The sequence below is a fragment of the Mariniphaga anaerophila genome, from assembly GCF_900129025.1.
GTDB classification, from domain to species: domain Bacteria; phylum Bacteroidota; class Bacteroidia; order Bacteroidales; family Prolixibacteraceae; genus Mariniphaga; species Mariniphaga anaerophila.
Genome location: NZ_FQUM01000014.1, coordinates 40,282 through 55,226 on the forward strand (window position 1 = coordinate 40,282; position 14,945 = coordinate 55,226).

At 42.9% G+C, this 14,945-nt stretch carries 14 protein-coding genes; 5 read left to right on the forward strand and 9 right to left on the reverse strand.

Annotation, left to right across the window (positions count from 1 at the left end; genetic code table 11):
• Positions 1 to 15 precede the first annotated feature (15 nt).
• Positions 16 to 795, forward strand: a complete 780-nt coding sequence (gene nagB / locus BUB08_RS18405; protein WP_073003389.1) for a glucosamine-6-phosphate deaminase — start codon at positions 16 to 18, stop codon at positions 793 to 795.
• A gap of 197 nt (positions 796 to 992) precedes the next feature.
• Here nagB and BUB08_RS18415 read toward each other — a convergent pair whose 3' ends face one another.
• Genes BUB08_RS18415 through yidD form a run of 4 tightly spaced genes read right to left on the reverse strand, consistent with a single transcriptional unit; the run spans position 993 to position 3,753 of the window.
• Positions 993 to 1,802 (reverse strand): metal ABC transporter permease, encoded by an 810-nt coding sequence (locus BUB08_RS18415; RefSeq protein ID WP_217651660.1) that lies wholly within the window; start codon positions 1,800 to 1,802, stop codon positions 993 to 995.
• Between the two features lies 1 nt (position 1,803).
• The gene (locus BUB08_RS18420) at positions 1,804 to 2,553 is read right to left on the reverse strand and encodes a metal ABC transporter ATP-binding protein (protein ID WP_073003391.1); all 750 of its coding nucleotides are present in this window, start codon (positions 2,551 to 2,553) and stop codon (positions 1,804 to 1,806) included.
• Positions 2,537 to 3,421: a metal ABC transporter solute-binding protein, Zn/Mn family gene (locus BUB08_RS18425; protein WP_073003417.1), complete on the reverse strand. Its 885-nt coding sequence runs from the start codon at positions 3,419 to 3,421 to the stop codon at positions 2,537 to 2,539. Before BUB08_RS18425 ends, BUB08_RS18420 begins: the two co-directional genes overlap by 17 nt.
• Positions 3,422 to 3,474: 53 nt before the next feature.
• Positions 3,475 to 3,753, reverse strand: a complete 279-nt coding sequence (gene yidD, locus BUB08_RS18430; RefSeq protein WP_073003392.1) for a membrane protein insertion efficiency factor YidD — start codon at positions 3,751 to 3,753, stop codon at positions 3,475 to 3,477.
• Positions 3,754 to 3,933: 180 nt separating this feature from the next.
• Between yidD and BUB08_RS18435 the strand changes: the two genes are divergently transcribed.
• The 4 genes from BUB08_RS18435 (at position 3,934) to BUB08_RS18450 (ending at position 8,625) form a co-directional block, all read left to right on the forward strand.
• On the forward strand, positions 3,934 to 4,914 hold the full coding sequence (locus BUB08_RS18435) for an ROK family protein (RefSeq protein WP_245820223.1): 981 nt from the start codon (positions 3,934 to 3,936) through the stop codon (positions 4,912 to 4,914).
• Between the two features lie 205 nt (positions 4,915 to 5,119).
• Positions 5,120 to 5,521 carry a nickel-responsive transcriptional regulator NikR gene (nikR, locus tag BUB08_RS18440; protein ID WP_073003393.1) on the forward strand — a complete coding sequence of 134 codons (402 nt, stop codon included), beginning with the start codon at positions 5,120 to 5,122 and terminating at the stop codon, positions 5,519 to 5,521.
• Positions 5,522 to 5,580: 59 nt separating this feature from the next.
• Positions 5,581 to 7,431 carry a TonB-dependent receptor gene (locus tag BUB08_RS18445; RefSeq protein ID WP_073003394.1) on the forward strand — a complete coding sequence of 617 codons (1,851 nt, stop codon included), beginning with the start codon at positions 5,581 to 5,583 and terminating at the stop codon, positions 7,429 to 7,431.
• A gap of 120 nt (positions 7,432 to 7,551) precedes the next feature.
• Positions 7,552 to 8,625 (forward strand): sugar phosphate isomerase/epimerase family protein, encoded by a 1,074-nt coding sequence (locus BUB08_RS18450; RefSeq protein ID WP_083570864.1) that lies wholly within the window; start codon positions 7,552 to 7,554, stop codon positions 8,623 to 8,625.
• A 15-nt stretch (positions 8,626 to 8,640) separates the two neighbouring features.
• Here BUB08_RS18450 and porK (BUB08_RS18455) read toward each other — a convergent pair whose 3' ends face one another.
• The 5 genes from porK (BUB08_RS18455) to porK (BUB08_RS18475) form a co-directional block, all read right to left on the reverse strand.
• Positions 8,641 to 9,993 carry a T9SS ring complex lipoprotein PorK/GldK gene (porK, locus tag BUB08_RS18455; protein WP_073003395.1) on the reverse strand — a complete coding sequence of 451 codons (1,353 nt, stop codon included), beginning with the start codon at positions 9,991 to 9,993 and terminating at the stop codon, positions 8,641 to 8,643.
• A gap of 113 nt (positions 9,994 to 10,106) precedes the next feature.
• Positions 10,107 to 10,958, reverse strand: a complete 852-nt coding sequence (gene porN, locus BUB08_RS18460) for a type IX secretion system ring subunit PorN/GldN (RefSeq protein WP_073003396.1) — start codon at positions 10,956 to 10,958, stop codon at positions 10,107 to 10,109.
• 2 nt (positions 10,959 to 10,960) lie between these two features.
• Positions 10,961 to 12,571, reverse strand: coding sequence for a type IX secretion system motor protein PorM/GldM (gene porM, locus BUB08_RS18465; protein ID WP_073003397.1), 1,611 nt, complete (start codon positions 12,569 to 12,571; stop codon positions 10,961 to 10,963).
• Positions 12,572 to 12,591: 20 nt separating this feature from the next.
• Entirely contained in the window at positions 12,592 to 13,563 is a 972-nt protein-coding gene (gene porL / locus BUB08_RS18470) for a type IX secretion system motor protein PorL/GldL (protein WP_073003398.1), read from the reverse strand.
• Positions 13,564 to 13,593: 30 nt separating this feature from the next.
• The gene (gene porK / locus BUB08_RS18475) at positions 13,594 to 14,934 is read right to left on the reverse strand and encodes a T9SS ring complex lipoprotein PorK/GldK (protein WP_073003399.1); all 1,341 of its coding nucleotides are present in this window, start codon (positions 14,932 to 14,934) and stop codon (positions 13,594 to 13,596) included.
• Positions 14,935 to 14,945: the final 11 nt, after the last annotated feature.

Genomic DNA, 14,945 nt, shown 5'->3' on the forward strand with positions numbered 1-14,945 from the left:
AAAAAGTTATAGGAAATGCAACTGATTATTCACAAAAATTACGAAGAAATTAGCCGCTGGACAGCCAATTATATTGCTGACAAGATTAACGCATTTAAGCCGACCGAAAGCAAACCTTTTGTTTTGGGTCTGCCTACCGGTTCGTCTCCGATAGGAACTTACAAGGCGCTGATCGAACTCAATAAATCGGGTAAAGTTTCATTTAAACATGTAGTTACTTTTAATATGGATGAGTATGTTGGTCTTCCAAAAGATCATTCTGAAAGCTACTACACTTTTATGCATACTAATTTTTTCGATCATATTGATATCGACCAAAAGAACATCAATATTCCTGACGGAAATGCTGCAGATTTGGAAAAAGAGTGTGCAGAATATGAAGAAAAAATCAAACAAGCCGGCGGTATAGATTTGTTCCTGGGAGGAATGGGAGCCGACGGGCATATCGCATTCAATATTCCCGGTTCGTCGTTAAGTTCCAGAACCCGGTTGGTAAATCTGAACTACGATACAATTCTGGCAAATTCCCGTTTTTTCGAAAATGATGTGAATAAAGTTCCGAAACATGCTTTAACAGTGGGTGTTCAAACAGTACTCGATGCTCGCGAAGTAGTTATTGTTGTTAACGGATACAAGAAAGCCCGTGCTTTGCAAAACGTTGTTGAAGGCGGTGTTACTCACATGTGGACACTTTCTGCTTTGCAAATGCATCCGCAGAGTGTAATTGTATGTGACGAAGAAGCCACAATGGAGTTGAAAGTCGGAACCGTAAAATATTTCTCGGAAAACCGGTAACGGTTATCTGCGGGCTGTTTGTCCCGGGCGTTTAACAGGAGTTATTACTACCTCTTCCCCACACGAGGGGCAGCGGTAAATTTCGCACCCGGTGCAGGCAAAACAGTTACTACATAAACGATCCACATCTGTGTTCAAAAAAGTAAAATTACAATTTTGACAGGTGTGGATTTTTTCTTTTCGGCCGCCGCCAAACATTAAAAAAAGTGTTTGTATAAACGCGCCACCCCAAAAATTACAACAAGCGTAAAAATGATGGTTGCCCCCGACGGGATATCCAGGAAATAGGAGACAAACAAGCCTGCCATCGTCCCAAAAAATGCGATAACAGAAGAGGAAATAATCAGGTTTTTAAAGTTTTTTGTAAACAGGTTTGCCGTGGCTTGCGGAATGGTTAATAACGAAAGGATTAAAATAATTCCCACTACCCTGATGTTGAGAACAACCGTTAAGGCAACCAGCGTAATTGTGATGTAATTAAACAGGTTAACCGGTAATCCGGATGCCCGTGCAAACTCTTCGTCGAAAGCAATGTACAGTATTTTCTGAAAGTAAAACGAGAAGAAGAATATTATAACAATGTTCAGGATAAACATCCAGGTTAGTTCGGGAATGGTGACTGTGAGGATATTCCCAAAGAGGTAGCTCATTAGGTTGGGGGTATATCCGGGAGTCATAAAAACGAAAATGATCCCCAGTGCCATTCCCAGCGACCAGAAAATTGCAATCGATGAGTCCTCGCGTACTTTGGCAACCCGGGTAAAAAATTGTATTCCCAGTGCAGAGCCCACAGCAAAAATTACTGCGCCCAGCAGCGGGTTAAATCCAAGTAAAAAGGCAAGCCCTATTCCGCCAAAAGAAGCGTGAGTAATTCCGCCGCTTATAAAAACAATGCGCCTCGAAACAATGTAACTTCCCACAATGCCACACGAGATGGAAGCAAAAATGGCTGCCAAAAATGCCTTTTGGAAAAATTCGTAGGCAAAAAGGTCAATAAAATTGCTCATGTTAATGATGATGTTTTAACACAGTATGGGGAATTTCTCCATGACTGATTATTTGTATCGGACAGTTGTAGCTGTTTAATTGCTCCTGAGTGATTATGTTGTCGGGGTGATAATGCAGCTCCCGGTTAACACAGGCTATAGCTTTTACATAACTCGAAATGGTTCCCAGGTCGTGAGACACCAGAATAATCGCCATGTGCTGTTCATTCAAAAGCCTCAGTTTTTCGTACAACTCTCCTTCAAATCTGTTGTCAACAAAAGTGTCGGGTTCGTCCAGTATTAAAACTTTAGGGTCGCTAAGCAGTGCGCGGCATAAAAAAACACGTTGCATTTGTCCTCCGGAAAGCTCGCCTATTGGTTTGTTCCGAATATTCAATATTCCCATTTCAGAAAGGAGTTCTTCTGCTTTTTGTTTAATCTGGGCAGAAGTAACCTTTTTGGGGTTTTGCATGAGTGACCCCGAGCGCACCACATCAAAAACTGTGATGGGAAAGTTACGGTCGATATGCTTTACCTGCGGAAGGTACCCAATTGGTTTCTTTTGCCCGTCTATGTCGCCCCTGAAAGTGATTTTTCCGCTCATGGGTTTCAGTAATCCCAAAATAGCTTTAAGCAGGGTTGTTTTTCCTCCGCCGTTGGGCCCTATAACTCCCACAAAGTCGTCTTCGAAAACTTCGAAATTTACCTTTTCTAAAACAGGTTCTTTGTCGTAGCCAAGCGTAAGGTTATCTATTTTAATTAGAGGCTTCATTAAAATTTTCTATAAACAGGTTGGTTATTTGCCACAGGTTATCTTCCCACTCGGGGTTCAGCGGCCAAACTTCAACAACTTTACCTTTTATTTCTTCCGCAAAAACACGGGCGTGGTCCCGGTCAAATTCGCTTTGGATATAAATTACGCCAATGTTTTCTTTTTTTGCCAGTTCAACCACTTTTGCCATGTGTTGCGGCGTTGGTTCTTTTCCTCCCGATTCCAGTGTGTGCTGTTGCAGTTGGTAATCGCGCGCAAAGTACGACAAACTTGGGTGGAACGTAATAAACGACCTTCCTTTATATTCCTTCAACGCATTTCTGAGTTCAATGTCGAGGTGGTCTATTTCTTTTACAAATTTCATGTAATTGGCTTTGTATTCAGCGGCTTTTCCCGGGTTCATTTCCGCCAGTACATCGGCTGTGCGCTCCGACATTTGCTTAACCAGTTTGGGCGAAAGCCAAATGTGTGGGTCGATTCCGCCGTGGTGCGAATGGTCGCCATGATGAATCTCTTTTTCTTTTATGAGGTCAAGTCCTTCAGACAGGTCAATTACCTTCATGTTTTTGTTCAACTCTACAATTTTGTCTTTCCACGACAATTCAAACCCAATGTACCCAAGCCTGAACCAGACATCGGCATGCGAAATGTCCTTTAACTGGGAAGGAAGGAGAGAATACGATTCGGGGCTGGCGCCGTGAGGAACAAGTACCTGCACGTCAAAATCGTCTCCGGCAATTTTTTCAATAAAAGTTTTTTGTGGAAGTATAGTCACAATAATAATGGGCTTTTCCTCTCCGGTTTTTTTATTTGAGTTGCAGGATAGCAAAGAGATTGAAAGCGCTAACAGCAGCAAAATTTGTTTCATATTTTTCCCTTTTTCTGATTTTGAAGTGTAAAACAATAAAATGCAAAGTTAGTTTATACTTTCATTTTTTTTACTTTAATCTTGTTTTTCGGGGGAACCGGATCGTACCCGTGGGTGCCCCACGGATTGCATTTTGCAATTCGGCGCGTAGCCAGCCAAAAGCCTTTAAACGGCCCGTGAATTTTTATTGCCTGAACAGCATATTCTGAGCAGGTTGGTACATGCCGGCAACTGGCCGGGGTGAGCGGAGAAATGGCATATTTGTAAAAATAGACAGGCAGCAGAAGCAGCCATCCGAGAACCTTTAGTAGATATTGAAATATTTTTTGCATTTCTGAAAATTGGCTTATTCTCGTAAAAATAGTTATTAAAAATATTTGTTGTTTGGATTCGGAATAAATTGAGGCAAAAAGGGGTGAATTTCCTAAAGAATTGCATAATATTTTTAAATTTGTCTTGCTTGTTTCTTAATTTTTTTCAAAACTGAATTTTAGAACTTAAAAAACATAAAAATGATGAAGAGAGTAGCTATTGGAGTGGACATAGGCGGGACAAATACTGCCATTGGGGTAGTAGATCCCGAAGGAAACGTTATGGTAAAAAATAGTATTGCCACTCCTGCGCACGGAAATATTGAACAGTATATTTCTGATCTGGCCCAGGCGATTAATGAGCTGATGGAATCAGTTAAACTCTTGAATAACGATTTAGAGTTTCTTGGTATCGGAATTGGAGCACCAAACGGAAATTATTACAGCGGAACAATCGAATATGCTCCGAACCTTTCGTTTAAAGGAGTGGTTCATCTGATTGAATTGTTGCGCAACCACTTTCCGAAAATGGAAGCGCTTGCATTGACTAACGATGCAAATGCTGCTGCCATTGGCGAAATGGTTTACGGCGGGGCAAAAGACATGAAGAATTTTGTGATGTACACACTGGGTACCGGCGTAGGCAGCGGATTGGTTGTAAACGGCGACCTGGTTTACGGACATGACGGATTTGCCGGAGAATGCGGGCATACAATGCTTATTCCCGGTGGCCGGAGGTGCGGTTGCGGTGCGTTGGGACACCTCGAAGCGTATTGCTCTGCTTCAGGAATGAAGCGTACTGCGTTTGAGCTGATAGTTCAATACAATGCTACTGATAGCTTGCTGGCAAACAAATCGTACAACGAATTGGATGCAAAAATGATTTACGATGCCGCTGTTAAAGGCGACAAAATTGCGCTGGAAGTATTTGAAAAAACTGGTGCCTGGTTAGGTCAGGGACTTGCTGATACAGTTCATTACCTCAGCCCTGAAGCGATTTTCCTGTTTGGCGGACCAACTGCTGCCGGCGATTTCATTTTCAAACCAACAAAGGAAAATATGGAAAAACACCTGCTTCCTATTTTCAAAGAAAAAATCAAAATTCTTCCTTCTAAACTGAAACCGGGCGACGCTGCAATTGTAGGTGCCAGTGCTTTGGTTTGGAAAGAACTGGATAAGTAGAGTTTAAGCAAATAACGATACGAGAGCGGATTTCATTTGAGATCCGCTTTTTTTGTGGATTCAAGTGACGTTGCCTGTTTAGTAGAAACTAATATGAACACAAATTTGTTTTAACATAACAAAATCTACTTTTTTTTGAGTTGATCAGTTTTCTTTCAGCCTATTTTCTTACTTTCGTGTTACTAATTTTATTATTGGTGACACTATGGCTGTTTCCCGATTTGGCGTTTCGCTCGACGAAGAATTATTACAGGCACTCGACGAATATGTTGCAGAGAACCATTTTTCGAACCGTTCTCAGGCAATCAGGCATCTGATTGAGCGGAACTTGGTGGAGAAAAAATGGAAATGCGACAACATTGTAGCAGGTGCCGTTGTGTTGGTGTTCAGCCATGAGAAAACAGACATCCTGAAAAAATCTTCAGAGATTCAGTTCGAATATCGGGATGTGGTGCTGTCATCGCAGGGGTTTTATTTGAATCAGCAGAATTACCTTGAGATTATTGCTGTAAAAGGCCCCTCCAAAACGTTGACCGAGATTTCAGACAAACTCATCAGTATAAAAGGAATTCAGCATGGAAAGCTGGTAATGAGCAAAGCCGAATAATTTTTTTTGTCTATATAGTAACACGATTTTTTAAAATAGTAACACTAACTGAAATTGAAATGAAAAAACCCGGAATTTATCTGATTGCAATCAGTTTTTTAATCCAACTCTTTATTCCCGTTGCAGGCATGGCGCAAGCCTCTTTTAATATTGCAGATACCATAAAAATAGAGGAGGTTGTAGTAACAGGAACTCCTGTGAAAGTAAATCGCAATAGTGTTCCTATGGCTGTTTCTGTAATTGACAGGGCGCAGATTGAAGAGACTGACGAATCGGCTTTACTTCCTGTTCTGAATGGAAAAGTTCCGGGGCTGTTTGTTACGGAACGGGGAATTACCGGATTTGGCGTTGCTACCGGTTCTGCCGGGCAAATTTCAATTCGCGGAGTAGGAGGATCTCCCACTACCGGCGTGTTAATGCTCATCGACGGGCACCCTCAGTTTATGGGAATTATGGGGCATCCGCTTCCTGACTCCTACGTGGCATCTGATGCTGAGCGTGTGGAGGTAATTCGGGGGCCGGCATCCATTCTGTACGGGTCAAACGCAATGGGGGGCGTAATTAATATTATCACAAAAAAGCAGGAAAACGATGGGCTGCACGGAAACGCACGGCTCTCTTACGGTTCGTTTAACACGCAGAAATACATGGGATCGCTGGGGTACAAAAAAGATAAATTCAGCGTTTTTGTTTCGGGCAACCACGACAATACAAACGGGCATCGCGATAATTCCGATTTCAAAATAAATAATGGCTATGTTAAATTAGGATGGGATATAAATTCTCATTTTAATTTAAGTACTGACTTCAGTCTGGCTGCATTTGAAGCAGCAGATCCCGGCCCGGACACATTGAAGGCCAGTCCCGGTGAGCGTATTGACATTACACGCGGGTACTGGTCTTCTACTTTTCTGAATGATTTTGGAAAAGCTTCAGGCGCGCTGAAAGTGTTTTACAATTTTGGCGAACATAACATTACAGACGGGTTTCATTCTAAAGACCATAATTACGGATTGAATTTTTACGAGTCGCTCCAATTGTTTAAGGGGAATAATGTTACGCTTGGTGTGGATTATATGAATTACGGTGGAATTGCGGAAAACCTGCTTGCCATGAACGGGAACGGGATTGTTTTTGCAGATACTTCGGTAGTTGAAACCGGCGTCTACGGCTTTGTGCAACAATCGCTTTTCGAAAATTTTATTTTGAATGCAGGTCTTCGGTATCAAAATCACAGTGTTTATGGCGACCAATGGATCCCTGCGGCCGGGTTTGCCTGGCAGTTTTTTGGTTCTGCTACCTGGAAAGGAAATGTGTCTAAGGGGTTTCGCAGCCCTACCATTCGCGAACTGTTTTTATGGGGGCCGAATCCGAAGTTGAGTCCGGAGTCAATAATAAGCTATGAAACAGGGTTCTCTAACTCTTTTTTCGAACGGAAATTGAATGCGGAAATTACCTTTTTCTCAGTGAAAGGAGATAATCTGATAATAACTGTTCCCATGGAAGGGTTGCGCAATGCAGGGGAAATAAACAATAAAGGAATCGAGTTTCTTGTAAATATTCAGCCGGTAAATAATTTAAAACTGGAGGCGACATACAGTTACGTTAATATGGAAGAACCGGTATATGCAACTCCGGAGCATCATCTCTATTTCAGTGCAAATTACAAATGGAAGAAGTTGCAATTTATGGGAAGCGTTCAGCATATTGGTAACCTCGACAGTGACGCTTCGTCTGTTGTTTCAAACGAAAATTATACTTTGCTGAAAGCAAAAGCGGTGTACAATATTACCCGCAACCTGAAATTGTATTTGAGTGGCGAGAATCTGACGAACGAAAAGTATGCGGTTAATCGCTATTACACGATGCCGGGCACTACTGTATTTTCGGGATTGAATATTGTTTTCTGAAGAACACAGCTTCCGCAAAGTTAGGAGGAGCATTTATTGAGTTTCCCATCTTGTTTGCGGGAACATTGATTTTTTTTGGTTTTCTTTTTTTAAATTGGAGCACAGTAAAAACCAGTTAAAATGAAAGAGAAAGCCTGCCGTAAAATGAATGCTCCCTCCAAAATCGAAAAAAGAACTGCCTTTGAAAAAGCACCTGATCCGGTACCAACTGACAACCGGTTTTTTGGTGCTGAAAAAAGCATTGGAAGGAGACGTTTTATTAGAACGGGCGCAGCGGCTTTGAGTGCGGTTTCGGTGCCCGGGGTCTCACTCGCTTCTCGGCTTTTAGAAAACGACGTTAACAGGGTGCGTCCGCTGCACGTTTTTACAAAATGCTTACAGTTTATGAACTACGATGAAATGGCAGCGCTGATTACTAAGCTCGGATTTGCAGGTGCTGATTTGGCTGTTCGTCCGGGAGGACAAGTGTTGCCCGGAAATGTGGAAACAGATTTGCCCAAAGCGTTGAAATCCCTTCGAAATGCCGGAGTTGATTCCCGCATGATAACAACTTCCATAAAAAGCCCTGACGATGAGTTTACGCGTCTTATCCTGAAAACAATGGCAGAGTTGGGCATTGGATTTTATAGAATGGGATATTTGGATTACGACAATTCAAAATCGATAACCGAAAATATTGACGCGTATAGATTTACCTTTGAAAAGTTTGAAAAACTAAACAGGGAATACGGAGTTCATGGTGGATATCAAAATCATTCGGGAAGAAGGGTAGGAGGGCCGGTTTGGGATTTGTTTCTGATATTGAAGGATCGTGATCCGGAGTTCGTGGGAGTTCAGTACGATGTGAGGCACGCCACCATTGAAGGCGGTGCTTCGTGGCCTCTCGGGATGAAACTGCTGGCTCCCTGGATTCGCACTGTGGATATCAAAGATTTTGTGTGGAGTAAAAATGAAAGTGGGAAATGGGCGATTAAAAATGTGCCGCTGGGAGAAGGCATGGTCAATTTTGAGGCCTATTTTGAGTTGTACAAATCACTGAAATTTGAAGGACCGGTTTCCATTCATTACGAATACAATTTGGGCGGAGCCGAGCACGGCAGCAGAAATCCGGAAATGCCGTTGAATGAAATTTCGACCTGGTTAGAAAGGGATTTGATATTTATGAAGAATCAGTTTCGGGAATTTGGTTTGTAGTCTTGCGTTTTGTGCCTACCTGTTGTGCAGATCGTTTTTAAACGAAGTTCTGACACAACGAAAACCGACGTAGGATTTTGCAGTATCCTGGTATTCGAAAGTCCGGGTAGATGTGCGAATGAAGTAGGAGATGTCTTTCCAGGAACCGCCCCGTATTACTTTTCGTTTCATTACCGGCGGATCATCCGGTTTGGCATCGTATTCCATTTCGGGATTCAAGTCGCTAATTACATCGTACGCGGCTTCATAATAGGCGCTGCTGGTCCACTCAGCCACGTTTCCCGCCATGTCGTACAAACCGTAGTTGTTGGGATCAAACTGGCCTGTTTTCATGGCAATTGTTGTTGACGGGCTGTCAGACACATAATTTCCGCGAAGGGGTTTAAAGTTGGCCACGAAACAGCCTTTGTCTGTTCTGGTGTAATAACTTCCCCACGGGTAAATAGCGTTGTTTAAGCCGCCGCGTGCCGCCAGTTCCCACTCTGTTTCGGTTGGCAGCCGGTAGTCGTGTGCCGGCGCTTCATTTAACCGGGTTGAAAATTCTTCCTGAATTTTGGTACGCCAGTAGCAAAAAGCACGAGCCTGTTTCCAGGTCACTCCAACAATCGGATAATCGTCAAAAGCAACGTGCGAAAAATATTTTAAGGTAAACGGTTCGTTGTAAGTGTAGGTGAAGTCTCTTATCCAGCACAGCGTGTCCGGATAAACAGGCACCATTTCCCGCATCAGGAAATCACTTCTGTTGGAGATCGGAAGAGTTTCCCCTTTGATATTTACGATGTTTCCGTCGTATTTTTTGGTTTCAAAATTATAGCTGTTTTTACGGCTGGCTGCTTGTTTGTAGTCAACCCAGTAGTATTCGAAAATAAGTTTTCTGGAATCAACTTCAGTTCGGAAAGCCAGTCGTTCTTCTTCCGGGATGTAAAGTTCGTTCATCGCCATTCTGTAATCCGGGTCTTTCCATTCAATTTTTTCTCTCCAGTTAATTGTTGGTTCGTCCAGGGGAACTCCGTTGGCGTTTTCAGTATTTAAGTATTCCGGATATGTTTGTCCCAGCAATTTGCGGGCTATGGAATCGCGCACCCAGTACACAAACTGGCGGTATTCGTTGTTGGTAATCTCTGTGTCATCCATCCAAAAGGATTCTACAGAAACCCTTCTGGATTTTTCTCCGGCAGTTTTTACCTCGTCGTCAGACGGCCCAATAACATACGAACCGCGCGGAATATGTGCCATTCCGTATGGCGACGGTTCAAACCAGTCTTTGGAGTTACGCTCGCCCCCGGGAAGATACTGTACGATTTCGTTTTTGCAGGAATGGAAAAGCGATCCGGCCAACAGGATGATATAGATTGTCGCTTTTCTCATTTTCTGATAAATAGTTTTTATATTTTTTGCGAAAGCTTTTTGAATGGAATCAAAAAATGGGGATGTTCTGAAGTCGGTTTCAGGACATCCCCAAAAGTTTGCTTCAGCTTAAATTAATATTCCCACAAATCTTGTTCAAAATTGAAAATCTCGCTTTCGATACGTTTTGACTCCAGCATGGCTTCTTTGCCGGTCAGGTAAGCGCTGATGTCGCGGTTATTGTATACGTTCGATTCTTTTACAATGTAGCTGTTGAAAAACCTTTTAATGAAAAGATCGTCGTACGACATTGACTGGGCCTGGTTGTACTGATTGAGCACAAGGTTAGTGGCCAACAGGTTTCTTACTTCAGGATAATATACCCAAAATACTTTCTGGCGCTGCACCTGGTTCATGCCTTCGCTTTCGCGTACAAATTCGCGGATCGGGCAAATGCCAACTATTCTTACATTTAAAGAAGAGGATTGTTTGTCGAAATACCATTCTTCTTTAATCATGTATTGTTTGATTTCTCCTGGCCTGATTTCGCCCTGAATGGTTACTGTTTTTCGTTCGCCGGTATCAAAATCAATAGTTTCTTCCGTGCTTTCTTCTGCGCCAAAAGCTTCTTGTACCTGTTCGTAAGTCAACGGTACTTTAAAGTCGTCGTCGAGCCTGGCATCGTAGGGAGTTATCTGACCACTCTCAATGCCTTTTAACAGTAGATTTATCAAGTTGGTTCTTCCGTCAATATCAGCAGTCGGGTAATACAGAGGGAGGTTCATTTTTTCCCTCAGATCAATTATCCGCCATACTTGTTTCGACCAGAATACATCTGCTTCCCTTACTGTTGGCAGGGGCATTGGCTTTTTCTGGGACATATCGGATTTCTGATATGCTCCGTTAATAATCTGAGCATTTGCTTTCGCCCCGGCAAGGGAGAAAATAAAAACCGCGATTCCTATTTTAACAAATAACTTTTTCATTTCTACTGTATTTTAAACGATATCGGGGCGATGTCTCGTGTTGTGCCATCGTCGCCAACTGCTTTAATATTTGCAATATAAATTAAACTGTTAGGGTTGAGCCTTCTGAACTGGTCTTTTTGTTCCGGAGTAAAACGGTTTGAGTTACTTTCAAAGAAGTTGACATAACCGCCGGCAGACGAAATTTCAACCCTGAACTGGGTAACGGTGTATTTAAAATCGAAGTCAAAATCTTCGAGAACCGCCAAAACGCCGTCTTCTACCAAAAGGCGCTCTTTGCGAATGGTACCTCCTGCCTGGCCGGCAACATGAGCCACCGGATCGGGAACTCGTTTTACACGCCAGTTGGAAGTTCCGAGCAATCGCCTTTCACCTCCGATGTTTGCATGAACAGATACGGTTGTTCTTCTTCCCGGTTCATCCAGTTCGTTTGGCTTAATAATAAATGCATCGCCACTTCTGGAAACAGTACCGTTGGTCATGGTAACCTCAAGGTTCTCGCGAGGTATTCCGCCGCCGCTAACGTCAAATGGGTTATTCAATCCCCGGTAAAAAACGTTCATGCGAGTTGCCGACATGGTTACACTCGGCTGGGTAACCTGGTATTCCTGTTTAAACGAATAGTTTTTAATAATGCCGGCCGGAGTTTTATATTTTATCAGGCCACTCCAGCTAAAAACGCCGGGTTCCGATGTTTTAATCCGGTAAGTTGCTTTCCCGTCGTGAACCGGAACAGATCTGCCATTTATCAGAATTTCGGGTTGCTGGGTAGTATCTTCTGCTGCCAGAAATACTTCAGCCACATACTCGTCGCCCTGCAAAATCATGCTTGAGTTTGGAATTACTCGTGCGCCAAGTTTGTTGAACAAAAACGAGCCTGCATCAATTTGTGAGTACAGGTAATTGATGAGGTTGGCTTCTGAGTTTTTTACATCAATTTGTATTTTAGAAAGAAGTGTGAGCACTGCTACCAGCGGTTTGTCAAGGAAACGCTCTGTCTCCCATGATTTGCTTTCACCGCCTTCTTTAATGTTTGCTTTTGGATCTGAAGTGTGCAGTGCACTCATAATTGTGTTTCTCAATTCTTCGTCAGAATCATCGATGAGTGAAATGAGCGTAGCACGGTATTCTTCAACTCTTTCTTTTAATTCGGTAGCTTTTTTCTGGGTAATCATAAACTCAGACGGCACATTTAAATCGTCAGCCTTTGATATTTTCAGGGTATCTCCATCGGCTGTGGCAAGAAAAAAATCGTTGGACGCAAGAGGCTGTGCTTCGGTGACCTGAGTGGCTCCGGATTTGATAGCCATCTCCTTTTTTATTGCGCCGATGAATAAAATTAAGCTGTCAGTTTTTTCTTTTACAATGTCCGCTTTCTCTTTCCATTCTTTCACCCGGGTTTCGTTTTCGGCAAATGCCTGTTCAAACCGGGCGTAAACCTGGGCATTTTTCATGTCCACTGTCTCAAGGGTCTGAAGCAGGCTGATATCAACCACCTTAAATGCTTCGAGTACCTCTGCCGCAACGTTTAATGCTAACATCGCGGTGAGTACAATGTACATCATGTTTATCATTTTTTGCCTCGGTGTTTCCGGACAATTTTTTGCACCCATAATCTAGTTACTTCAAATTACTACTTTTTGTAACTCAGCGCACCCAACATATTTCCATAGATGGTGTTAAGTGCTTCCAAATGTTTGTTTAACTGTTCAGCGTTTTCTTTGTATTTCTGCAATTCAGAAACTGAAGAGGCCAGTATTTCATTCATTTGTGAAATGTCTTTGCTGAATTTTTGGCTCGCTTCAAACTGCGATTTTGTCCCCTGAAGCTGGTTCTCAAAATTTTCGTTGAGCGCATTAATATTATTATTCAGTTTCTCGAGGTTTTGTGAATAGACTTTTGAGTTATCCCCAATGTTTTTCAAGTCAGACGTAAATGAACTTGAAGCGCCGTCAACGGTTTCCGATAATTTTTTTCCGGTTTCCGAGAGCTTCACTGAAAATTCTTCGCTGCTGCTGTGTAATTTTTCAATAGCTGTTTTGCCTGTTTCACTCAATTGTTGCGATGCAAACGAGTAGGAGTGAACCAATTTATCTACAGATGCATTTACCGTTTCGTTTGCTTTTTTGTTAATCTCTGCAAATGAATGCATGGATTCGGATGCCGAACTCAGGTTTTTCACGTACATATCGGTAGCCAGAGTAGCTGTTGAAATATCACTGATTTCGCGTGCCGCCGTTGTTAAATCGTTAAGGCTTTTACCTACTTTGGAAAGTAATTCTGGAGACACATCGCTTGAAGCGAGCAGCTGATCGAAACCACCTTTTCCTTTTTTATTGTATTCCTCCAGTTCCATCATTTCGTAATCGTCACGTAACTCCGGATAAACTTTTGCCCATTCAGGCATTTCAAGAGGCGGCTCAAATGCCGACAAAAAGAAAATGAATGCCTCGGTCATCAAACCAATGGTGAGGAGAAGACCTGAATACTGCCAGTGCTGGAGTTTAAACAGTGCTCCTATCATTACAATTGACGCACCCCATCCATATACATAACCCATGAATGTTTTCCATCGTTTTGTTTTAAAAATCTCTCCGATATTCATTTTATTCAGGTAAATGATTTGTAACTCATTCTATTTAAATTCTTCACCAAAAGTTGACCGGACACACCTAAATCCGAGAAATGATTTGGTGGAGTCCTGGTATTCAAAGCTTCGGGTAGAAACCTGGGTGAAGTATGCAATGTCTTTCCATGAGCCGCCCCGTACAACTTTTCGTTTCATTACAGGAGGATCGTCCGGACGGGCGTTATATGTAAAAGTAGGGTTCAGATCGCTAAAGTAACTGTACCCGGCTTCGTCGTATGCTGTTTCAGTCCATTCTGCGACGTTGCCCGACATATCGTATATTCCATATTCGTTCGGTTCGTAGCTACCAACTTTCATTGTTGAAATACCTCCGTCTTCAACATAATTTCCACGCAGTGGTTTAAAGTTGGCCAGGAAAACACCGTCTTCATCGCGGGAATAGTAACCGCCCCACGGATACATTGAAAAGTCTTTTCCACCCCGTGCTGCATATTCCCATTCTACTTCGGTAGGAAGGCGATATGCCTGGAGCGTAGGTTGTTTCTTTGTAGTGAGGTAGTCCGACTGAATTTTTGTGCGCCAGTTACAAAATGCAAGCGCCTGTTTCCAGGTCACACCCACAACCGGGTATTCGTCGAATCCGGGGTGCCAGAAGTAACGGGTTGCCCAGGGTTCGTTGTAAGAATAGGTAAAGTCCCTGATCCAAGTAAGCGTATCGGGATAAACGTGCACCTGGTCATTCATGATGAATGCCGACCTGTTTTCAATGGGTTTGAGCCCCCCCTGACTGTCGTACACATTTCCTTCGTAACGTTGAGTCTGAAAATTGTAGCTGTTTGAGCGTTTTGCAGCCTGTTGGAGGTCAATCCACCAGTATTCGTAAACCAATTTACGGGTGTCAATTTCCTTCTTCCCGAAAAAACGTTCGTTTTCAGGAATGAAAAGATCTTCCATTGCCATTTGATAATCGGGATCGCCCCAGTCAATTTTTTCTCGCCAGTTAATGCGTGGCGGATCAATTGGGGTTCCGTTACTGTCTTCTGTAATCAGGAATTCAGGATACTGGTCGCCGAGTAGCCTGCGGGCGGTGGAGTCTTTAACCCAGCTCACAAACTGGCGGTATTCGTTGTTGGTAATTTCTGTGTCGTCCATCCAAAAAGCTTCCTGCGATACTGTTTTGGTTGGAATGCCTGCCATTGCAGGATCCTGATCGCTTGGACCAATATTGAAACTTCCCCTTTGAACGTATACCATTCCGTAAGGTTGTGTTTCGCGCCATTTCGGCCTTCCTTGTACTCCAATCAGTTCGCCGTTACCCGATGGGTTACAGCCGGTAAAACTGAACAGAGACAAGAGTACAACTGCAATTAAAAGAAGTTTTTTCATAGCTCAAATAT

Coding starts and splice junctions, on each gene's coding strand:
- BUB08_RS18415 (WP_217651660.1), bottom strand. CDS start 1,802: ATGAGCAATTTTATTGACCTTTTTGCCTACGAATTTTTCCAAAAGGCA.
- yidD (WP_073003392.1), bottom strand. CDS start 3,753: ATGCAAAAAATATTTCAATATCTACTAAAGGTTCTCGGATGGCTGCTT.
- nagB (WP_073003389.1), top strand. CDS start 16: ATGCAACTGATTATTCACAAAAATTACGAAGAAATTAGCCGCTGGACA.
- BUB08_RS18435 (WP_245820223.1), top strand. CDS start 3,934: ATGATGAAGAGAGTAGCTATTGGAGTGGACATAGGCGGGACAAATACT.
- porK (WP_073003395.1), bottom strand. CDS start 9,993: ATGAGAAAAGCGACAATCTATATCATCCTGTTGGCCGGATCGCTTTTC.
- porN (WP_073003396.1), bottom strand. CDS start 10,958: ATGAAAAAGTTATTTGTTAAAATAGGAATCGCGGTTTTTATTTTCTCC.
- porL (WP_073003398.1), bottom strand. CDS start 13,563: ATGAATATCGGAGAGATTTTTAAAACAAAACGATGGAAAACATTCATG.
- BUB08_RS18425 (WP_073003417.1), bottom strand. CDS start 3,421: ATGAAACAAATTTTGCTGCTGTTAGCGCTTTCAATCTCTTTGCTATCC.
- BUB08_RS18450 (WP_083570864.1), top strand. CDS start 7,552: ATGAAAGAGAAAGCCTGCCGTAAAATGAATGCTCCCTCCAAAATCGAA.
- BUB08_RS18420 (WP_073003391.1), bottom strand. CDS start 2,553: ATGAAGCCTCTAATTAAAATAGATAACCTTACGCTTGGCTACGACAAA.
- porM (WP_073003397.1), bottom strand. CDS start 12,571: ATGGGTGCAAAAAATTGTCCGGAAACACCGAGGCAAAAAATGATAAAC.
- BUB08_RS18445 (WP_073003394.1), top strand. CDS start 5,581: ATGAAAAAACCCGGAATTTATCTGATTGCAATCAGTTTTTTAATCCAA.
- porK (WP_073003399.1), bottom strand. CDS start 14,934: ATGAAAAAACTTCTTTTAATTGCAGTTGTACTCTTGTCTCTGTTCAGT.
- nikR (WP_073003393.1), top strand. CDS start 5,120: ATGGCTGTTTCCCGATTTGGCGTTTCGCTCGACGAAGAATTATTACAG.